The organism is Arthrobacter sp. UYCu712, assembly GCF_040547005.1.
Lineage (GTDB): Bacteria > Actinomycetota > Actinomycetes > Actinomycetales > Micrococcaceae > Arthrobacter.
The window spans coordinates 24,992-44,902 of sequence record NZ_JBEPOZ010000029.1 but is presented as its reverse complement, the minus strand read 5'-3'; the positions used below and the strand labels follow the sequence as shown (position 1 = coordinate 44,902).

22 protein-coding genes and 1 pseudogene are annotated in these 19,911 nt (G+C 64.0%); 12 read left to right on the top strand and 11 right to left on the bottom strand.

All coding sequences use genetic code 11. From position 1 onward, the window contains the following. The first annotated feature begins 550 nt into the window (after positions 1–550). The 4 genes and pseudogenes from ABIB51_RS20460 to ABIB51_RS20445 all read left to right on the top strand — a co-directional run bounded on the left by ABIB51_RS20460 (position 551) and on the right by ABIB51_RS20445 (position 3,070). Positions 551–1,624 (top strand): DNA polymerase IV, encoded by a 1,074-nt coding sequence (locus ABIB51_RS20460; protein WP_502916185.1) that lies wholly within the window; start codon positions 551–553, stop codon positions 1,622–1,624. A 324-nt stretch (positions 1,625–1,948) separates the two neighbouring features. Further along, positions 1,949–2,248: a cupredoxin domain-containing protein gene (locus tag ABIB51_RS20455; RefSeq protein ID WP_354191184.1), complete on the top strand. Its 300-nt coding sequence runs from the start codon at positions 1,949–1,951 to the stop codon at positions 2,246–2,248. 45 nt (positions 2,249–2,293) lie between these two features. After that, a pseudogene (locus tag ABIB51_RS20450) lies at positions 2,294–2,536 on the top strand (cupredoxin domain-containing protein); the annotation flags it as partial. Continuing rightward, positions 2,531–3,070, top strand: a complete 540-nt coding sequence (locus ABIB51_RS20445; protein ID WP_354191187.1) for a multicopper oxidase domain-containing protein — start codon at positions 2,531–2,533, stop codon at positions 3,068–3,070. The pseudogene ABIB51_RS20450 and the gene ABIB51_RS20445, both read left to right, overlap by 6 nt. A 106-nt stretch (positions 3,071–3,176) precedes the next feature. Here the strand turns inward: ABIB51_RS20445 and ABIB51_RS20440 are convergent, their stop codons facing one another. Then, positions 3,177–3,956: a type 1 glutamine amidotransferase domain-containing protein gene (locus ABIB51_RS20440; protein ID WP_354191183.1), complete on the bottom strand. Its 780-nt coding sequence runs from the start codon at positions 3,954–3,956 to the stop codon at positions 3,177–3,179. Positions 3,957–4,257: 301 nt separating this feature from the next. Continuing rightward, positions 4,258–4,563, bottom strand: a complete 306-nt coding sequence (locus ABIB51_RS20435) for a hypothetical protein (RefSeq protein ID WP_354191182.1) — start codon at positions 4,561–4,563, stop codon at positions 4,258–4,260. Between the two features lie 168 nt (positions 4,564–4,731). Between ABIB51_RS20435 and ABIB51_RS20430 the strand changes: the two genes are divergently transcribed. The 4 genes from ABIB51_RS20430 to ABIB51_RS20415 all read left to right on the top strand — a co-directional run bounded on the left by ABIB51_RS20430 (position 4,732) and on the right by ABIB51_RS20415 (position 6,453). Next, positions 4,732–5,316 (top strand): HhH-GPD-type base excision DNA repair protein, encoded by a 585-nt coding sequence (locus ABIB51_RS20430; RefSeq protein WP_354191181.1) that lies wholly within the window; start codon positions 4,732–4,734, stop codon positions 5,314–5,316. A gap of 144 nt (positions 5,317–5,460) precedes the next feature. Further along, complete coding sequence (locus ABIB51_RS20425) at positions 5,461–5,694, top strand: hypothetical protein (protein ID WP_354191180.1); 234 nt, start codon at positions 5,461–5,463, stop codon at positions 5,692–5,694. Positions 5,695–5,730: 36 nt separating this feature from the next. Further along, positions 5,731–5,862: a hypothetical protein gene (locus ABIB51_RS20420; RefSeq protein ID WP_354191179.1), complete on the top strand. Its 132-nt coding sequence runs from the start codon at positions 5,731–5,733 to the stop codon at positions 5,860–5,862. A 264-nt stretch (positions 5,863–6,126) separates the two neighbouring features. Then, positions 6,127–6,453: a DUF1905 domain-containing protein gene (locus ABIB51_RS20415; RefSeq protein WP_354191178.1), complete on the top strand. Its 327-nt coding sequence runs from the start codon at positions 6,127–6,129 to the stop codon at positions 6,451–6,453. Between the two features lie 340 nt (positions 6,454–6,793). On the opposite strand, the gene arr is transcribed toward ABIB51_RS20415, so the two are convergent. Beyond that, the gene (arr, locus tag ABIB51_RS20410; RefSeq protein ID WP_354191177.1) at positions 6,794–7,222 is read right to left on the bottom strand and encodes an NAD(+)--rifampin ADP-ribosyltransferase; all 429 of its coding nucleotides are present in this window, start codon (positions 7,220–7,222) and stop codon (positions 6,794–6,796) included. A 177-nt stretch (positions 7,223–7,399) separates the two neighbouring features. Continuing rightward, entirely contained in the window at positions 7,400–7,735 is a 336-nt protein-coding gene (locus ABIB51_RS20405; protein WP_354191176.1) for a Rossmann-fold NAD(P)-binding domain-containing protein, read from the bottom strand. A gap of 136 nt (positions 7,736–7,871) precedes the next feature. On the opposite strand from ABIB51_RS20405, the gene ABIB51_RS20400 reads away from it, so the two are divergent. Beyond that, entirely contained in the window at positions 7,872–8,201 is a 330-nt protein-coding gene (locus ABIB51_RS20400; protein ID WP_354191175.1) for a type 1 periplasmic-binding domain-containing protein, read from the top strand. A 48-nt stretch (positions 8,202–8,249) separates the two neighbouring features. After that, positions 8,250–8,591 (top strand): substrate-binding domain-containing protein, encoded by a 342-nt coding sequence (locus tag ABIB51_RS20395; protein WP_354191174.1) that lies wholly within the window; start codon positions 8,250–8,252, stop codon positions 8,589–8,591. A gap of 61 nt (positions 8,592–8,652) precedes the next feature. Here the strand turns inward: ABIB51_RS20395 and ABIB51_RS20390 are convergent, their stop codons facing one another. The 3 genes from ABIB51_RS20390 to ABIB51_RS20380 form a co-directional block, all read right to left on the bottom strand. Continuing rightward, positions 8,653–8,913: a hypothetical protein gene (locus ABIB51_RS20390; protein ID WP_502916183.1), complete on the bottom strand. Its 261-nt coding sequence runs from the start codon at positions 8,911–8,913 to the stop codon at positions 8,653–8,655. 1,079 nt (positions 8,914–9,992) lie between these two features. After that, on the bottom strand, positions 9,993–10,205 hold the full coding sequence (locus tag ABIB51_RS20385) for a hypothetical protein (protein WP_354191173.1): 213 nt from the start codon (positions 10,203–10,205) through the stop codon (positions 9,993–9,995). Between the two features lie 488 nt (positions 10,206–10,693). After that, entirely contained in the window at positions 10,694–11,668 is a 975-nt protein-coding gene (locus tag ABIB51_RS20380; protein WP_354191172.1) for a manganese catalase family protein, read from the bottom strand. A gap of 302 nt (positions 11,669–11,970) precedes the next feature. Between ABIB51_RS20380 and ABIB51_RS20375 the strand changes: the two genes are divergently transcribed. Both ABIB51_RS20375 and ABIB51_RS20370 read left to right on the top strand, forming a co-directional pair. Continuing rightward, positions 11,971–12,513, top strand: coding sequence for a PadR family transcriptional regulator (locus ABIB51_RS20375; RefSeq protein ID WP_354191185.1), 543 nt, complete (start codon positions 11,971–11,973; stop codon positions 12,511–12,513). A gap of 5 nt (positions 12,514–12,518) precedes the next feature. Beyond that, positions 12,519–14,231, top strand: coding sequence for an ABC1 kinase family protein (locus tag ABIB51_RS20370; protein WP_354191171.1), 1,713 nt, complete (start codon positions 12,519–12,521; stop codon positions 14,229–14,231). Between the two features lie 121 nt (positions 14,232–14,352). Here ABIB51_RS20370 and ABIB51_RS20365 read toward each other — a convergent pair whose 3' ends face one another. The 4 genes from ABIB51_RS20365 to ABIB51_RS20350 all read right to left on the bottom strand — a co-directional run bounded on the left by ABIB51_RS20365 (position 14,353) and on the right by ABIB51_RS20350 (position 19,885). After that, positions 14,353–14,607 (bottom strand): hypothetical protein, encoded by a 255-nt coding sequence (locus tag ABIB51_RS20365; protein ID WP_354191170.1) that lies wholly within the window; start codon positions 14,605–14,607, stop codon positions 14,353–14,355. Positions 14,608–14,786: 179 nt separating this feature from the next. Continuing rightward, the gene (locus tag ABIB51_RS20360) at positions 14,787–17,228 is read right to left on the bottom strand and encodes an FAD-dependent oxidoreductase (protein ID WP_354191169.1); all 2,442 of its coding nucleotides are present in this window, start codon (positions 17,226–17,228) and stop codon (positions 14,787–14,789) included. 309 nt (positions 17,229–17,537) lie between these two features. Beyond that, positions 17,538–18,887 (bottom strand): flavin monoamine oxidase family protein, encoded by a 1,350-nt coding sequence (locus tag ABIB51_RS20355; protein WP_354191168.1) that lies wholly within the window; start codon positions 18,885–18,887, stop codon positions 17,538–17,540. Next, complete coding sequence (locus ABIB51_RS20350; RefSeq protein WP_354191167.1) at positions 18,884–19,885, bottom strand: Ldh family oxidoreductase; 1,002 nt, start codon at positions 19,883–19,885, stop codon at positions 18,884–18,886. The genes ABIB51_RS20355 and ABIB51_RS20350 overlap by 4 nt, the downstream gene beginning before the upstream one ends. Between the last annotated feature and the right edge of the window lie 26 nt (positions 19,886–19,911).

Genomic DNA, 19,911 nt, shown 5'->3' with positions numbered 1-19,911 from the left:
GGAAATGCGGTGCCATCACAGCCCATGCCTTGTCAGAAATTTCCTGCCTTGCTGCCATGAATCAAGCCTGACGGAAATCAACCTTCAAAGGGTTTGGTATCGGGTCCGGTTCGCTGGCCGAGGTTGGGTTCCACGTCTGTCACGCCGATCTGGAGGACGAACTCATCCGCTGCCTTGGGACCGATGCCGTGCTCAAAGTCATCGCGGCTCAAGGCGAGCTAGCGTCGTTCCGGCTCCTCCAACGCCAGCCGTCACTGCGAGCGCGGCCAATATCGGCGCAGTTGCGCCGGTTCTTCGGAGGACGCAGCGGGAACAAGGTCCGATACGCGCCACTGCTGGTCGGCGCATTACCGGCCGGACATGCGCCTCCGCCGCTCGCCGCCCTCGTTGCATCAATCTCATGTATCTGATCAGCTCCAGCCTGCGTGCCAAGTGCATGACTCCTCACAGGAGCAGGCAGCGCGGGTCGCCGTCGGCGCTGGAATTCAAAGAAGCCCAAGCTCGGTGGAGAGCCGATGCTTGCCAGGGATGTTTAGGGCAGACTGGTGGCGTGAACGGAATCCGGTGGGTGCTGCACGTCGATCTCGACCAGTTCATCGCTGCGGTCGAAGTGCTCCGGCGGCCGGAGCTTGCGGGCAAACCGATCATTGTCGGCGGTCGGGGCGACCCCACGGAACGGGCCGTGGTGTCGACCGCATCCTACGAAGCCAGGGCGTTCGGCGTGGGTTCCGGAATGCCCTTACGCATTGCCGCCCGGAAAGTACCAGACGCTGTGATCCTGCCCGTCGATCAGGAGGCTTACCTCGCGGCGTCTGAAACGGTGATGGCTACCCTGCGCGCGCAGCCCGGCGCCACCGTACAAGTGCTGGGTTGGGATGAAGCCTTCGTAGGCACTGAGACAGAGAATCCGGAAGCCTATGCCCGGCAGGTGCAGGCCGCTGTCCTGGCGCGAACGCAGCTGCATTGCAGCGTGGGCATCGGCGACACCTTGGTCCGGGCCAAGGTCGCCACCGGTTTCGGCAAGCCGGCCGGCGTCTTCCGTCTCACTGCCGGGAACTGGCTCGACGTCATGGGCGGTCGGCCCACCAAGGACCTGTGGGGCGTCGGAACCAAAGTGTCGGGCCGGCTGGCCAAACTCGGCATCACCACAGTCGCCGAGCTCGCCGCGTCCGATCCCCAGGACCTGGTCCCGGAGTTCGGCCCCAAAATGGGTCCTTGGTACGCGGAGCTCGGACGTGGGGACGGCGCCAGCGTTGTGGACGACACCCCGTGGGTTGCCCGCGGGCATAGCCGGGAGACCACCTTCCAGCGGGACCTGACCGAGCCCGCCCAGGTGGACAACGCCGTAAGGGAGCTGACAGCGCGTGTCGTTGAGGATGTTGTGGCCGAAGGACGGCCCGTGGTTGGGCTGACCCTCAAGGTTCGGTACGCGCCGTTCTTCACCACGACCCACTCGAGGAAGATTCCCGAGACATTCGACCGGAACGAAATTCTCGCGCGGGCCTTGGACCTCGCAGCCGGAATCGAAGCCGGCCGCCCGATCCGTCTCCTTGGCCTGCGGGCCGAAATGGCAATGGCAGACGATGCCCGAAAGGGACATACGCCGACGCGCGGCGGTTGGTGACGGCGTCGCTCGCCTGACAGCGACACCGAATACCCAGAATCCGGATGCGGCGTGACGGCGATAGTGACGGCTGCGGCGGGGAGTTTGTTGAGCCGGCCAGTTGAAGTGTGAGCCGGCTCCATAGGCGTACTCATTTGGTTCCCCCAACCTGGTTTCTAAGTCTGATGCCTGGATGGTCCCGGGAAAGGACCGTCTTCAAATTGGACAGCTGGGTCTCGGCGCTTCGCTTAACAAGGCATCCGTCCTAGGCTTGAGGAGCCAAGGCTTAAGCCCCTCGGGTCGGCATGGATGCCAAGGTGGGTTCACAAAATGGCCAGTCATGTCATGGCAATGGAGCAGGTGCGTCGGGGGCATCTATTCTGGCCCCGCAGGATTCTGGTCCTGCGCCACATCGCGATCGCCGCGGCTCTTGCGACGGCTGTTGCCCTCGCAGGCTGTACCGCGATGAGAACGTCCCCCAACGGGCAGTATGTTCCGCAGACCAGGACGTATTGCATCGGGGCGGACGAGGTCGACTGGAACTATGCGCCGTCCGGAACTAACCAGATCACGGGCGCCCCCCTCGACGAAGCCGCGGCCGTCTTCACACAGCAGGGCCCCAGCGGATCGGCACCACCTACGTGAAGTCGCTATACCGGGAATACACGGACGCGTCCTTCACGTCCGGTTTCGATTCACGTCCACGGTGCGTTCTATGACCAGGCCAGCGAGGGCGCCCCGTACGACGACGGCACCGGGGTTACGGACCATGGTGACGACGCCGTCCCGGCGGGAACCTCCTACACCTACAGCTACAAGGTTCCCGATAGAGCCGGCCCCGGCCCGATGGACGGGAGTTCCGTGATGTGGATGTACCACTCGCACTCAACCGAAGTCGGAGACGACTACTCCGGCCTGGTCGGCCCGATGGTGATCACCAAGGCCAGCGCCGTCCGCGCGGACGGCACCCCGAACGATGTGGACCGCGAATTCTTCGTCCAGTTCAAGGTCAGCGACGAGAACGCCAGCCCATATCTGAAGCGCAATATAGACCGCTTCGCCGGCGATCCGGGTTCAGTGGACCCTGCCGATGCAGAGTTCGGCGAGAGCAATCTGATGCACTCCATCAACGGCTATATGTTCGGCAACCTGCCGCTGGATGGACTGAACATGAAGGAAGGCGAACGGGTTCGCTGGTACCTGATGGGCATGGGCACCGAGGTTGACCTGCACACCCCGCACTGGCACGGCAATACCGCGACCGCGCTCGGAATGCGCACGGACGTCGTGAACCTGCTGCCGGCCAGCATGGTGGTGGCAGACATGGTCCCCGACGACGTGGGTACCTGGCTGTTCCACTGCCACGTCAACGACCACCTCAGCGCCGGGATACTGGTCCGCTACAGAGTGGCTGACGCCGCGGGCACAGACATCGGCTACACCGGTCATTCCAGCCACACGCCTTAGAAAACAGCGTGCTTCACTTCGCGCGGCGACCCTTGCACGCCGCGCCAGCGCCTACTGGCGACCGCTCCGTCGCCGGGCGGCCGCCAGTCTCAGTGCGCTGCGGGCGTTAGTGCTCGGTGTCTGCCGCAGCAGCCTTCTTGGCGCTCTTCTCGGCGTCCTTCTCGGCGCGCAGAGCCTCCGTCTCGTGCTGTTCCTCGGCTTTTTCCTGGTGGATGACCTCTGCGAAGAGCTTCTCCATCTCCTTGGCCACGCCGGCGGCCGAGGCCGGGTTCTGGCCGGTCACCAGCCGGTCGTCAACCACGACCTTCTCCTCAAACACACCAGCGGAGACGTGGGTGGCGCCCTGTTCCTCAAGTCGGTCTGCCAAAGAGAACGGGATGACCTTGTCCTTCCCCGCGGCAACCTCCTCGTCGTTGGTGAAGGCGGCCACCTTTCGGCCCTCGACGAGGCGAAGCCCGTTCTTCAATTCCACGTTCAGCAGGCCGGCCGGTCCGTGGCAGACCGCGCCCACCAAGCCGCCGGCGTTGTAGATGCTGGCCACCAGATTCTGCAAGCCTTCGCTGTCCGGGAAGTCCCACATGGTGCCGTGGCCGCCCACGAGGTACACGGCGTCGTACTGTTCGGGATCAACGACGTCGACGCGGGCAGTGTTGTAGAGACCGGCGCGCGTGGTCTCGTCCTCCGTGAAGGCAACCTGGATGGGATCTTCCGAGTCCACCACGTCGCGCGGGGGCTGGCCGCCCTGGATGGACGCGAAGTCGACGAAATGCCCGGAATCCTTGAAGACCTTCCAGGGATGTGCAGCTTCGGCCACGTTGTAGCCGGTCTTCTCTCCGGTGTCCCCGATCTCGGAAACGCTGGTCAGTACCATGAGGATTTTCTTCATGAAGTGTTCCTTTCGTCCAACTTCCACCCTACGCCCAGCCCAATTCCGGTCCTCCACCGCGACACCCCCGGCTGCTCCCCCGCCGCTGAATATCCCTTGCGGACGCTGAGGTCTTCGCGCGAAGCGGAACGGACCCGCAGCGCCCGGTGTGCCCGAAGGCCGTATCTACGTCGGCTACGGACTACCGGCAGGCATATGGAAGGGCCGGGGCGGCGCGAAGCCCTCGACCCCTGTCCCGGCCGGGAAGCTGGCCCAGCAATTGGGCGCGCTTAGTCGACGCGGACCACCGGATTCTTAGCGGTCAGCCGGCGGCCTGGCCCTCGCGGGCCACCTCCTCCAGAATCCTGGCTGTCGGTGATGCTGACATCAGTTGCCCTATCACCTCCGGTTTGTCCCACACCTGGCTGCGCAGCCGTTCCAGAAAGACGGTCGCAGCGTCCTTGGTGTCGAAGTCAAGGACCACGGCCACGCTGTTCTGGTCCTCCGTATCGCGGAACACCCGGACAGACCGGGCGCCCGAGGCGGCGCGGCCTGCGGGATCGCTGTCGAAGACCTCCTTCCATGCCCCGTAGTCCCGGACCGGATAGCTAATCTGCAGGGTGAACATCGTCGTTCCTTTCCCTCGGGGGTGTGTCAGGACCAAGATAGGCCGTCCAGCGTCATCCCGGTAGGGCCGGAGGGCGGACTTGATCCCGCGCTGCGCTGCCCTCCTGACAAGAAACCCCAAGCTCGTGGGTGTCATGACGCGGCTCGGAGCAGGTGGGAGGATAGGCGCATGGAACTGCACATCACTGGCGACCTCGCCGCCGACCACCTGCTCAGCAATGACGCGTTCGCACTCCTGATCGGCATGCTGCTTGACCAGCAGGTGACCATGGAGTCGGCGTTTGCCGGACCCGAAAAGATCCGCACGCGCATCGGGTCCATGGCCCCTGCCGCAATCGCCGAACATGACCCGGCAGGCTTCGTTGAGATCTTCAAGGAGCGTCCGTCCATCCACCGATTCCCTAGCTCCATGGCCAGCCGAGTCCAGGACCTCGCCGCGACCGTACAGCGCGATTGGAATGGGGACGCAACTGCCATCTGGAACCAGGACGACCCTGACGGCCAGGAAGTGCTGCGCAGGTTGAAGGGATTGCCCGGCTTCGGAGAGCAAAAGGCAAAGATCTTCCTCGCACTACTCGGCAAGCAGTGCGGACTCCAGGCACAAGGCTGGCGTGAGGCTGCCGGCCCCTACGGCCAAGAGAGTGCATATCTTTCTGTCGCCGACATCGTGGATCCCGGGTCGCTGAAGAAAGTGCGCGCCACCAAGCAGGCTGCCAAGGCCGCGATCAAAGCCGCGAAGGCATCAGAGCGCTGACAAGAATGGCATGAACCAAAGGGCTCCGATCGCAGCAGCGCACGGATGGATTACAACACCACCACCGGGGACGTGACCCTGCCGTTCTACTCTTGGATACCCAGCACGATCGCGAGGAGACCCGTGGCAGCGAAGCCGCCCGCAATGTCACCGTCCGATCTGCCGGTTGCGGAGGTACTCGACCTCGCCAGTGGCCCTCGGCGCCGCGAGGCCGACGAACTGCTCGCGATCCTCGGCGAGATCAGTGGCGAACAGCCCGTCGTGTGGGCTGGCCGCATCATCGGTTTCGGAGAGTACGAGTACCACTACGAGAGCGGGCACGTGGGCCGCGCTCCCCTGCTCGCCTTCGCGACGGGTCCCGCGACGCACTCGATCTAACTCGCCAATGACTTCTCAGAGCGCTGGCCCGATCTCTTGGCCCGGCTCGGCAAGCACCGTGCGAGCAAGGCCTGCCTCTACCTCACCCGGTTGACGGGGGTGGATCGCAGCGCGCTTCGCAAGCTGCTGGAGCGCTCGCTCGCCGAGACGCTGCCGCCGGTGCTCTGAACCCGCCACTGGCGGCTGCCGTGCCTTCGCCGCCGATGGCGAACCGGCCATGTCTCCCTTGGATCAAGCGGACGCCCACTCATCCTGGAAGCAAGGGCCTGGCGCGGCCGCCCTCTACGCGCGTGATGGTCACAGGTCCTGACGCTAGTCAGTCATCCCGCGTGCCAGTCATCCAAATTCGCAGAGAAATGGGTCATCCGCGATACGGCGAGGCTCCGGCAACACTGTTGATTACGCGACGTTCCACCACTACCGTTACGTGACGTGGACCTGACTTTCAGCGCGGAGGTATTCGAATGGCGCGGCCCCGCGCCGTTCTACTGGTTATCGCCGCCCTCGGACGTATGTGACTACCTGCGGGCCGAGGCAGCGGCCGTCACCTACGGGTGGGGCGCCATCCCGGTGTGCGTGCGGATCGGTGGCACCGAATGGGAGACCTCGCTGCTGCCGCGCAACGGTGAATACGTGTTACCGGTGAAAAAGGCGGTCCGCGCGCAGGAACATTTCGGCGGCGGTGACACGGTGACGGTCGCCATGAGCGTGGCTCCTCGCGGTGGTCGGGCCGCCAACGGCACCGGCCCACCCGTGTGAGGCACCTAGAGGACTCGACGTCGTTGTAGTGGCGGCTGACCAGGCGGCGTCTTCGACTGCGGGCCACGAGCTTGTGGCGACGCACGACGCCGTCCGCGGGAACCTGCGTCGCCACATGGCTCCGGATCCGGGCACGGGCGAAATCGGAGCCTGTCCGAACCGGTGGATCCGGGCATGCCTTCGCAGCGACGGACCTCACCGACATCGCCTAGGGCGAAGTCGAGCCGCTGCTGCGGCGCATCGCCACCTCCGGCCGTACACCTCGTCAGTCACGTGCTCAAGTCAGTTGGTTGTAGTCGCTGGGCCATCGCCCTTCTCGAGCATGTCTTTGCGGACGCTACTAGTCACAGATGACCGCGAGGCCCCGCCGTTTCAAGTCGGCGAGTCCGTCACGCATGGCCGGCAACTGACCGGGCGAGTGTCCTGTCCAATCCACGAGTTCACCGACGACCTCCACAGGTTCTCGGGTGCGGTACGACCGAGTCGGATTGCCGGGGAACTTCTTGTCCGTCACGTTGGGGTCGTCTTCTAGGGTGCCCGTCGGTTCCACGATGTAGATCCGTCCCCGGCCTTCCCCTGCGGCGAGTTCAGCCCCCCACGTTGCGGCATCCAAGGTTGCCGTCACGTAGACGTGATTCGCAGTCCGTCCTTCTTCAAAGTTCGAGCCGCGTCCGGGCAACAACATGTCCCCAACCGCCAGGTCCGCCTTGGTCCCGTGAAACAGGGCCCCTGACTCGTGGACTTCGAATGGGTTGGGCTCGTTCGTCATGCACACCCCCTACGAGTTCGATTCGAAAGTTTAGGCCGGGTGACTCTTTGCGGCAACAACGCTCCATGGAGTGACAAACGTCCGGAAGGCGGTCCCCCACCGCGACACCTTTCCTGCGTGCCCCCGCTGCGAAGAACTGTGACTGCCGTGGCTGTCATACGGAGTAGGAGCCCCGATTTAGCCCCCGGCTTTGAGGCTTCCTGCTGTGATAGTGGCGAGGTCGTCGCGCAACACTTCGGGCTCATTCTCGGTGGGGAGGTCGTCTTGGTCGGGTCCGTGGTCGGCGACGAGTTCGAGAGTTTTGTGGTCGGCGGCACCAATGTGATGACTGTCGATGAGGACGCGCGCGATCTGGTCCCTGGCGATAACGCCGTCGGCGGGTGAGCCGGATTGTCGCCTGTCGCCCTGGAGCATGACGATCGTCCGCTGGTCGGGTTGGTTGTAGTCGAACCAGCCCGGGCGCACGAGCATGTACGGGTTACCGCCGGCGCGGATGAGCCGCTCACTGCTCACCCCGGAACAGTTGGCGACGCAGTTCGTCGTCCGCGAGCCGCGGCGCTGGAGCAGCAATTTGCGGACCGGCTACATGCTGGTGATGCCGATCGCCTGATGCTGTCTCATGAAGGTTCCAAGGACTTAGCCGCTGCTCTTGAAATCTGAAAGGGCGCTGGAGGCCATCAGTGAACGCGCCGTTGACGGCGTCATTCTAACCACCGCCACCGAGGACTCGTTGGAGCTGCAGGCGGCCATCGAGAAGGACAGCCCCATCGTCCTGATCAAGCGAGTGGTTGAGAGCCTGGACTGCAACCAGGTGACCAGTAGCAACATCGAGGGCGGTGCCGCCGTCGCCGATTATCTGCTGGCCCACGGCAAAACCCGGGTGGCTTTCATCGGCGGGCGCCGAAAACGCGAGCACGTCCAGCGACCTCGGGCGGCGGTTCCTCGGCAGAATGGCCGAGGGTGGCCACGCCGTGCCTGAGCATTTCCGCTTCAGCGGCGGCTTTCCCACGACGTCAGCGCCCAGGTCATGAACCGGCTGCTCTCCCGCGCCGACCGGCCGCAGGCTGTCTTCTGCGCCACCGACCACATGGCCTTCGGCGCCCTGCGCGACAGCCATATCCACCCCCAGGATTGCTGGGTCATCGGATATGACGACGTCGAGATGGCCGCCTGGGCACCCTTCAGCCTCACCACAGTCCGACGGCCAAGCCGCGAAATGGCCCGCATCGGGGCGCGATTGCTCATAGAGCGCATCCACTCGCCAGGGCTCGCGCCCCGACGGGTGGACGTCCCTTGCGATCTCATCGTCCGGGAAGCACGGACCTGGCCTAAATCCCGGCACTTGCCCATCGTTGGTCCGCGTAGCTAATGAACGACGCCACAGATCCGGACCCGCAACCGTGTTGACTGACCACATCGCCGGGTTAGTGTCAGCCGGTTGTAGGTAAATATGGGGGCGAGGCGCTTGTTGCAGCGGCCCAGGGAGCGGTCCCGAGCACGGCCCAGCCGTAGCCGGGAAGGCTGATCGCATTGCGGCCCGGAATCCTTGTTCCCCTGCCGGCCAGCAGGGAAAGGGCCGATGGGGGAACGGGCAGTTCCGCGGTGGCGCCGGACAGGTTGAGGGCGACCGTGATGGCAGCGCCATCACCGCTCGTCTCGTACACGAGATGTGCGTTGCTGAGCGTCACCACCGTCGAGCGGGCAGTGTGCAGCCTCGCGTGCCTGCGGCGCAGGCCAATCAGGTCCTACCCGCCATCCCGGCCCGGACCTTTCTCAGGTTCTGCTCCATGGCTGCTTTCTGCCGGAGACCACAGGCGCAGTACATCTATCACGGGAGTATCAGCCGGAATCCACAAGGACACTCCAGTAGCCGGACTTCGAGGTACACGCCCATCGATTTCCTGGACTCTTGTTCTTCACCGGCGGTAGGGCTGTCGATCCGAATTTCTCCTGAACGGGTTTGTTGCATCGACTGCCCGCAATGGATGTACTGGCCGCTGTAGATGACGACGTCGTTTCGTCCTGCCGCGAGGTTCAGAACGCCGGCGAACTCGCTGACATCGGCAACGTGACGGTAGGACAGCCCGCACGAAGTACAGGTATAGGAGACCTGCAGTGCGCCTCCGGAGGGCGGACCCCAGGGCACGATGGAACTGATGAACAGATAGCAGTACGTGCCGCAGCTGATACACCACAATGGGTGCTCCCGCGGATCCGGGCCGAGGGGTACACGACGTCCTGGCATGTTCGACATGGCTATGCCGCGCACGGATGAGTTGCAAGGACGAAGCCGTCCGCGGCCATGCGGAGACCCGAGTGCGGTCTGACTACCCGACGGGTCGGTGCAGTCCCTGTCGAACGCGGGGACTGTTGCTTCATCGAGGAATTATTCGAGTGCGAGGCGGCCATCGAGGGCGACCTTCCACCAAGTGCAGTCTCTGCCGCCATTCGGCTACAGCGGCGCCTCCTGCCGGTCCCGCACGCGGCCGGCAAGCCTGACTCCGATCGGCAGGCGGTCGGGCTCAACTTTGAATCTACTCACGGCACCTGACCCTGTCCAGAGAGATCTTGGCGGGACAAACCGACGGCTTGCGGCTGCGTCGAGCGGGACTCGGATTTGGGTCGCATTGTCTGGATAAATGAGATCAGGCGCGCATTGCACTCGCGGATTCCAAGCTAGTCGGCTTGGGCCTGGGGCAGCCATCGCGTGCAGGCCTGCAGGCAGTTCCACGATTCGTTGCGGTAAGCCGATTGTCGTCCTGAATGGCAGCTACTGGCCGCTCCCAATGTCGTCCTGCTTGGCGGGGGCCTGGCGGTGGAGAACGTCTTTGTGGCGGGCCTCCTCCAGATGGTGTTCCAATTTCTCCTCGGCGTCCCGTCGTCGCTGGCCTACCGAGCGCACCTGCCGTGTGGTCGGTGAACTGGCGTGGCCCTCCGGATGGTAGCCATGCTCCCGCGGAGCCTCAGTCTTCTTCGCGCTCATACTGGAATCGTCCCACCGCGCATCTTCGAGATAAAGCATGTCGCCCGGTCAATGTTCTGCCGCGACGGATAGGGCAGTGGCGGCTGTTGTGCGCCCGGCCCCGGCCGCTCGTACCGGCGCCGAACAGACGGCGAACCCGAACCTGGCGGCAACCTGCGCCACAGCGGCCTGGTGTGCGTGGAAATAGTCGCACTCAACGCACGTGCATGAGGCCTTCACCAGCCCGGTTCTCGGCGGTTCGAGCGCCTGGATCGATTCGATGACCAGGTGCTCGTCCGTGGCACATCCGGCGCGCCAGGGTCTTCGACCGCGAGCACGTACTGGTTTGCGGTGGTGAGCGACGGTAGACACAGTCAGACTCTTTATCCGGAGCGCCCGTCCGGGAACTTCCGGCCGTGGCTCCAACATCGGGAAACACGCAAGAACCGCCGGCGCTCCGTGATGAAACTGACGGAGCGCCGGCGACCAACAAGGCAGCCCCACGCGGACTATTTCCTGGGCTTCTTGGGTTCCTTAGGGCCAGATTCCTTGGGGCCATCGGCTTCTTTCATTTCAACTTCGGCGGTTGCCTGGATGAGGGCCAGAAGGTCAGCATCCAAGCCGGGGGCGAATTCCTCGCGGCGTTCCGGTGAAATTGTCATCGGGAAACCGTCAGGCATGACGTCGGTGCTCAGTTCGGTGCCGTCATTAGAGGGCGATGCGCCCCGGTACAGCTTGCCCGCTTCGCTGAGGTTGTCGGCACTGAAGGTGTACTGGATGCTCTGCAGGCCCAGGTCCAGGAGCTTCTTCACTTCGGGGAACTGCTCAGCATTGGTTTTCGGGATCGGGAGCACCTTGCCCCAGTTCACCCCGAGGCCTTCCAGGGCCTTCGCGAAGGCATTCTCATGGGCCTGGTCCCGGACGATGAGGTACGCGATCGTGGACCGTGCGGCGGCATTGTCGGTCATCTCGTAGATCCGGCACTTCTGCAACCGACCGGTGGACTCGAGCATCAGGTTGTACAGCAGGTCAAGGACCAGATTGCCGCTGTTATAGACGTAGGAGCCTGACCACGGGTTGCCGGCGGCATCCACGGGCAGCGCACCCTGTGCGCCGACCAGATAGTGGTGGATGTTGCTGGTGTCCAGCGCGATCTTCAGCGGAGTGGCACCCTTTGCGCCGGGCTGATCCACCGGGTCCGTCTTCTTGCCCTGATACTCGGGAGACCCGTCCAGAAGCCGCGAAATGGTGGTGCCGATCAGTTCGACGTGGCTGATCTCCTCGGTGCCCACGCCCTGGAGGAGGTCCTTGTACGGCTTGGACGCGGGATCCCCGCGGAAGTTGATGCTCTGGAAGAGGTACTGCATCATCGTGCGCATCTCGCCGAACTGCCCGCCCAGGCCTTCCTGCAGGGCGTTGGCCGCCGCGGGATCCGGCTCGTCGACGGCGATTTCATTGATCAGTTGCTGGGTATGCAAGTACAAGGTGGCTCCTCAAATAACGATGGATTGGCACTGACTACTTCACTGCTGGCCGAGGCCCTGAGCCGATCCACACATGCGTGCTCCGCCCCAGAACAGGCGGGTGGATACGCAACCGGCCAGGCGGCCCGGCCGCTGTGTCGAACCCACACAAGAGAATAGTAAGCATGGTTATCATGGGATGGTAAGTACCCTTGCTAGTCTTTGTCGTACCGTTCATGAGAAGACCAAAAGGGCACGCCTCCATGTATCGTTGACTATCGGTGTATATCGTTCACGGTTCACGGTTCACGGAGGAGAGCATGATGCGTAGTTCATACCCAGCGGGCGGATTCGGTGGCCCCAACATCGACGGCATGTGGCAGGCCGTTGAGGACCTGCGTTCAAGGTTTGAGAAGCGCTCGGGCACCCGCGCGGGTCGAGGCGAGGTGCGGTCTGCGATACTGGCCCTGCTCGCGGAGCGGCCGATGCACGGCTACCAGATCATCCGTGAAATCGAGGAGCGCAGCAGTGGCAGCTGGAAGCCGAGTGCCGGCTCCGTCTACCCAACGCTTCAACTGCTGGCCGATGAGGGGTTCGTCAGTGCCGAGGAATCCAACGGCCGCAAGATTTACGCTCTGACCGATACGGGCCGGGAAGAGGTAGCGGGCGCCGATGCGTCAGCCCTATGGGAGTCAACGGATCCGGCCTCAGGCCCCGGGTTCGCGGCGTTGCCCAAGGCTGGCGTCGAGCTCGCGCAGGCTGCTGCCCAGGTGGGTCGCACAGGCTCCCCGCAGCAGGTGCAGGAGGCCGTAAAGGTGCTCGACGAGGCACGTCGTCGACTGTACTCGATCCTCGCTCAGGACTGACGAGGGTGACGTCGGTTCGCCGGGGCCGGGCAGATCCGGGCGCCGGCGCAGGGAACACCCGTGCCCGTTACCGTCGCATCCTGCGCTTCGCCGCGTGGCATCTTGCGGTTACATGGTGGTTTGAGCTGTTCCTCCCCCGCATCGGGCTGGCCAGGGTTGCCGAACGCACCCGGACCAAGAGGATGCGCCGCTTCGCGCAGCGATTCCATGTGCTCGCAGTGGACCTGGGCGGTCTGATGATCAAGGTTGGTCAGTTCCTGTCCTCCAGGCTCGATGTGCTCCCGCCGGAGATCACCGCTGAACTGGAAGGGCTGCAGGACGAGGCTCCCCCCGTCCCGTTCCCAGCTATCCGTGCCCTTGCCGAGGCGGAGCTGGGTGCGCCACTGGACCGGGTGTTCGCCTCGGTCGAGGAGATGCCAATCGCTGCTGCATCCCTGGGGCAGGCGCACCGGGCCCAACTTCTTCACACCGATGCCGCCGACACCGGTCTCGAAAACGTTGTGGTGAAGGTGCAGCGACCGGGCATCGACGCGATTGTCGACGTCGATCTGGCCGCATTACGCAAAGTTGGCGGCTGGCTTAGCCACGTGCGCCTCGTGTCCGATCGGGCTGACATGCCCGCACTGGTCGAGGAGTTTGCGCAGACCAGCCTCGAGGAAATCGACTACCTCCATGAGGCGGCGAATGCGGAGCGCTTTGCCGCTGATTTCAATGAAGACGACAGAGTGATCGTGCCTGACGTCGTCTGGGAACGGAGTACCCGCCGCGTGCTCACCCTGGAAGATGTCACGGCGATCAAGATCACGGACTTGGCGGCCCTTCGAGCGGCCGGCATCGATCCGGCGCAGGTTGCCCCGGTCTTTGCGTCGGTGATGTTCGACCAGATATTCACAACGGGCTTCTTCCACGCCGATCCGCATCCGGGCAATATCTTTGTCACGCCGAATGCAGATTCATCCGCACAGCGCCCATGGAAGCTGACGTTCATCGACTTCGGCATGATGGGAGAGGTGCCGCCCAAAACGCGCAGTGGCCTGCGGCAGCTGCTGATCGCAGCCGCCTCGCGTGACGGTAAGGGCCTGGTGGCTGCGATCAGAGACGTGGGTGTGCTGGTTCCGTCGGCCGATACGGTCGAGCTTGAGCGGGCCATGACGCACCTGTTCGCCAGGTTTGGCGGGATGGGCTTCGCCGAGCTTCGTGAGGTGGACCCTCGGGAGTTCCGTGACTTTGCGCTGGAGTTCGGTGACGTGGTCCGCTCGTTGCCGTTTCAGTTGCCGGAGAACTTCCTGCTCATCATCCGCGCGATGTCGCTGACGTCGGGTGTGTGCAGCTCGCTCGACGCCCGGTTCAATCTGTGGGACTCGGTCGAACCTTATGCGGCGCAGCTGCTGCGCGACGAGCGCGGCAAGATCGTGCAGGACGCCGCCCAGCAAGCGCTCGACGCCGCGGGGGTCGCCTTGCGTCTGCCCAAACGCGTCGATGGGCTTCTCACGTTCATCGAGGAGGGTGCACTGTCGGCAGCCAACCCGCGCCTCGAACGGCAGGTGGCACGGCTTAGCCGCATGGTGCAGCGCTCGGTATCGGCGCTGGTGTTCGGAGCCCTGCTCATCGCAGGATCCGTGGTCCGCGCGGACGACACGGTGCTCGGCAGCGGGCTAATGATCGCGTCGGTGGTTCCGCTGCTGCATAGCCAGTGGGTGGGCCGCCGCGGCCTCTAGAGGAGCTGGTGGGCCGACCCCGCTGTAGGCCCAGCGTCAAAAGCGCTCCCCTACGCCTGACCCGCTCAGTTCCCTGGCTGCGGCGCATGATGGACGTCGGGCCGGCAATGAGCGTTATCGCTTAGCCCGCTAACACGTCGATCAGCACCTTGCCGACGATGCTCTCCTCCACCGCCGCGTGGGCCGCAGCCGTGTCGGTCAGGTCAAAGCGATGCAGCGGCAGGCCTGCGGCCTCTCCCACCAGAAGTGCGCCGTCGGCGACGGCCGCATTAATGTCCTCGACGGCGGCTTGCACCGCCGCCATGCCAACGGTGTAGAGCAGCACGAACTGGTAGCGGACGTTGAGACTGAAATGCCTGCGCACGTCCAGGCTCATCTGATCACCGCCGTTGTTGGCGTAGACGGAGACGTCCAGTCAGCAGGCTCTCGCCCCTTTACGGGCGCGTGAACTTTCCTGGATACGGGAGTACTGGAGCGCGTCGCCACTCTGGACATCGTGTGTGCGGCTGCCGGATGGAAAACACAAGAGCTGACCTCGCACCCGCTACTTGTCTCTTAGCGGGAACGCTCGACGCACGCCGCCCAACGCCGGTCGAGGTGCGAAATCTCCACTTCAGTGCCCTCCTCCGCGGCTTCCGGGTCGACCCAGGCGAACGCGAGGAAATGACCTGAGGCGGGGTCCTCGGCGGAACTTGTGATGAACCCGACCACGCAGCCGTCCTTCGACACCGGTTCACCCGGGACGACGGCGTGGAGATCGCTGCGCATTCTCAGGCGCACGAGCAGTCGGTGCCCAGGACGTGCGCCCTCATCGGTGGAAGGGCCGGCAAGGCCAGCTTCAACGGCGGTGTCCCGGGGGCCGTACTCAACACCGAATGCAGGTACTCCGTTGGCGATCCGCAATGCGGTGAATGCTTCGTCGCCGACGAGGGCCATCCCATGCTGTGCACCGGCTTCAACAAGGAGATCCCAGAGGTACAGTCCGTGTTCTGTGGCCGCATACAGTGTCCAGCCGCCCGCGCCGGCGGCGGTTTCCGCGACGACGCGGACCCGAACGCCTCCGAGGTCGAGCACTGGCGTCTCGGGTGAGTTCGCCGCGGGGGCGGCACCGCGCGTGACCGAACCGAGAACTGTTGCTGCATCCGGACCGATCAGCGCCAACGCGGTTGTTGCTGACGACAAATCGGAAACGGTGACCGTGTCAGAGTGCGGAGTCTCCCGACGGAGGTGCCAGACGTCCTCGGGGCTGCTGCCGATGACGAGAAATGAGTCGTCAGCAGTCCGCAAAACCGTCAGAACAGCTGCGATACCCCCGGACGGACTCTTCAGGTGGGCGTGTGCTGAACCGTTGACCAGCAAAGTTACAGCTGAGCCGAGGATTTCATCCAGATGCTTCCCGGCCTCCTCACCGCGGACTTCGAAGACGCTGACCGCTCCCCTGTCGACGAGCCCAACGCCGCTTGCGGCCTGGCGCGCCTCGGCAGAAATGGACGGAGACCATCCGTACGTCCCCCATGCGTCCCGCGGCACTGCTGGCTGATTCGCCTTGGTAGTGCCGTACCACAGCGGACGCTCCCAGCCGCCCTGTGAGGTCCCGAACTCTGCCTTCAGGGCTTCCTGCCGAACATAGAAGGGCGTTGTGGCGAACTTCCTCAGTTGCTTCGTCTGGTTGCGCGGGTGGCTGATGTCGTAGACCTCGTCATAGTTCTCGCTGGCCCGCGCAATGCTGGCGCTGCGCGTCAGGTGTGCTTGATCGAAGCGACGGAAGTCGAGGCTCGTCGTGTCAACGCCGGGATCTCCGGTCACAATCCAGTCAGCCAGGACGCCAGCCACGCCTGCGGATTGGGTCAGCCACACGGATTCGCCCAGCCAAAGTCCCCTGATGCCCGGGACCTCCCCGAGGAGCGGGTTGCCGTCCGGAGTGAACGAGAAGATGCCGTTGTATCCCTCTGCTGGTTCGCAGCTGTTCGCCTCCGGGAACAACCGCCTCAGTTCGTTCCACCCGTCCTTGAGATCGTTCCACGTCAGGGGATGGATCGCGGGTTCGATCTGCGTTCGGGCAAAGTCCTCGGGACTGGCGATCTCGGCCTGGTCCACGGGGATAGCACGATGCTCATACGTGCCCCACACAAGCCGCTCCCCCATTTGGCGGAAGTAGGAGCCGGTGGCCTGGTGCCGCACCATGGGCCGGTCAATCTCTACCTCGTCGCTGAAGCCGGCAAGCGACGGAAGGGCATCGGTGGAGGAGGAGCAGTGCTCCATGGGCACCATGGGAAGCTCCAGGCCCAGCAGTTTGCCGAGCCCGGGGCCCCAGAGCCCGGCGCATACGACTACGATTTCCGCTTCCAGGAAGGACGTCCCTTCTGGAAGCTGGTCACCCTTGGAGGGGTTGCCCGGCACGGGTGGCGTGGGTCGGACGTCGACGCCGGTCACGCGTCCACGTTCCATACGGAACCCCGTAACCTCAGTATGGCCATAAAAACGTGCCCCGTTGGCAATGGCGCGACGTGCCTGCCACTCCACGGCACGCACGGCCTTGACCACACCGTCCGTTGGGGTGTGCAGCCCGCCGAGCACAGTGGACGTGTCCAGGCCCGGGAACAGCTTCCCGCACTCTTCTGGGGACACGATCTGGGACGGGATGCCCCAGGACTGTGCGAGGTTGTGCCGGCGATGCAGGTACTCCAGCCGTTCCCCATCACAGGCCAGTTCGAGGCCGCCCACCCTCTTGAGGATCCACTGGCCGTCCAATGTCAGGCCGTCCAGCTTGTCGAGTGTTCGCCGCGCCAGCTCGGACATGACTCCGGAACCGGTGGTTTGAAACGCGAACCCGGGTGCGTGGGATGAGGACCCACCGGTCCGGTAGAGGGGACCCTGGTCCACCACCGTTACGGATTTCATGCCGTGGCGGGTCAGATCGTCGGCCAGCGCTGCACCAACCACGCCGGCGCCAATGATGAGGATACGGGTGTCTGCGTCAATTCGGGCGGTGTCCACGATATCTCCTGTGCAGTCAGAGACGTCCACGTCTCACGTCAAAATGTCGAGTTGGCGTCAGGAGTCGCGCATTGGCGCCCTTAGCGGTGAAGAAAGAATTCGGCCACCGTCATCAAGGTTCAAGACACCCCGAAAATCGTCGGCTGAATCACAGTCTAGATGAGATATGTGATCACAACTACCCTTTGTGCGCATCTTTTTGGGAGAGTTTGAAGCTGCAGGGAGCCCCCTTAAACACACAGGAAGCGCAGTCCCCGGAGGGCTGCGCTTCTCCTGCCAGCTGCTGGGCATGCATCTATTAGCCAGACGCTAATAGTCCCCGGTGGGACGGGCTTGTGGGCCCTTCCCGAAGGCTTCTCGCAACACCTGCGCCACACGACTGGCTTCCCCGTATGAGCCGTGCGAACCTGCCGTCTCCGAGGTGTAGTCCCCCGCGAAATGCAGATTGCCGATACTGCGTTGGAGCTCGGGCAAAGCGTCGTTGCGCTTCGGGGACAGCACGGAGAAGCAGTGCTCCCAGGTGGTGGCCACTGACCCGACAATCCGGTCTTGGAGCTCCGGAGCGACCTCCAGGAAGTCGTCGATCCACTGCTGGATCTGCTGTTCATCGCTTTCGATTCCCCGGATGAATCCGGCCGAGTTTCCGTAGCACGTAAACCTGACGATTCCGTCGGCCGGCAGAACACCGGGCTGAGGATTAATGATGGCGTCAAACTTCTTCCCCACAGTCGAAACGAAGGACCATTCCGCGAACTCCGGCAGGCCCTCTATGTTGGCGGCAATGGTGAGCGTCGTGCTGCCCGGCGTCTTAGCCGCCCGCAGGGCCTCAACCTTCCAGCGGGGCAGGTCGTGGCATAGGCCTGCCACCTGCGGAGCGGGCACCGTCACCACAGCGTGGCGGGCCAGAAACACCCGCTGGTTCTCCCCGTCACCGGCAGTAGCTTCAAGCAGGTCATCCCGTAACCGCACACTGTGGACACGCATGCCTGTAGCAATGGATGTCCGGGCGCCGGCATTGGCGGCGAGGGCGCGCGGAAGGGCCTGCATGCCGTTCACCGGGTAGAGGCGGTTGTCGCGTTCGTGGGCGATGTAGCTGGCGAGATAGCGGAGAGCGTACTTGGCCGACAGTTGGGCCGCATCCCCCACCGCGCCGCCCCGGACCGCTGATTCAATGATGCTCCGGGCGGGTCCCGGCAGCCCTGTCAGCCTGGCGGCGACGGTTTCATGCTCCAGCCCCGCGGCTTTGGCGGTGATGGTTCCGCCCGACACATTTTCCCTGTACTCCCGGGCCAGTCCTTCCATGAAATCGACCAGCGCCTCCTTGGACTCAGGAGCCAGCGGGAGGCGTTCGACGACTTCGGGAGAGGACTCCGCAACGGACGTAACGCCGTCGATATGGATGCCGTAGGTTTCCGGGTGGAAAGGTGCGGTTTCCTGTCCCAGTTCCCTTGCAAGCGTTTCGGCTCGCGTTCCGCGATAGATGAACATGGCACCCGTGTTGACCGTGGCGCCGGCGAGGTGGACGCTCCGGGTCCGCCCGCCCACGTCATCGCCGGCCTCGAGTACCTGGATGTCAAGGTCCAGGTCGCGGAGATCGTAGGCGAGTCCCAGCCCGGCCGGTCCGGCCCCGACCACCACGACATCGTGTATGTCGTTCATGCTTGTCCCGACTTCCTGGTCGTGTTTTTCTGCGCGGCGGACTGAAGCTTCTCGAACAGCCCGCCATCTATCTCCAAAACGCCTTTGCCTGCTGCACCCACTGCCCGCCGTCCCGGAATCCGTACCTGATAGTCCCGGGATAGCCGGTCCAAATGTGCGCCAAGCCTTAGCGGGAAAGCCTGATCAGCGAAGCGCGGATTGATAGCCAGAACAGTCATGCCGATTTCAGGGCTTGAACTTCCTTCGGTGAACGACGGCGCATCGACCGACCAGAGTCCGCCTGCCAGTCCGGCCAGCACCTCTGCTACGAGCGCCATGTTGGCGCCTTTGTGGCCTCCGTAGGGCAAAAGGGAACCGTCGACGGCGGCACTGGCGTCCGTGGTCGGCTCGCCATGGGAATCGACAGCCCACCCGGCTGGTATCTCCGTTCCGGCCGCCGCCGCCTCGCGGATAGCTACGAAGGCTGTCTCACTTGATGCCTGATCGACGAGGAACGGTTGCTGCCCGGTGGGGGCGGCGAAAGATATCGGGTTTGTCCCCAGAACCCGTCGCCCGCTGAAACCCACTGCCATCAGGGCGGGGGAATTTGCCGCGGCAAGAGAGACCAGTCCGGCTTCGGCCAGGCGGTCCGTGAAGTAGCCGAGCTCACCGCAAGTGTACGAATTGTTCTGCAGGAAGACGGCGCAGCCATGGGTGCCGGCCACCTCCAGGATTGTGTCGACAGCCTCGAGAAACCCGGTGTGAGGGATGCCTTTGCCGGCATCGCAGGCGATGATTCCGCCCCGGACTGAGATGAGCGGCACCGCCGCCCCGTTGATGGCACCGGATTCCAGCCCGGCAAGGTAGTCGAAGAGGTGCGAAACACCGACGGAGCTGCGGCCACGCAGCTCGGCGTGGATGATGGCATCGGCCAGCGCCGCCGCAGCGGCCTCAGCAGCGCCGGCTTCCTGCGCAGCCTGGATGCACAAACGTTCGACGCCTGCGGTTGGCTGGAGCATGGGACTTCCTCTGTATTTGGGAAGCG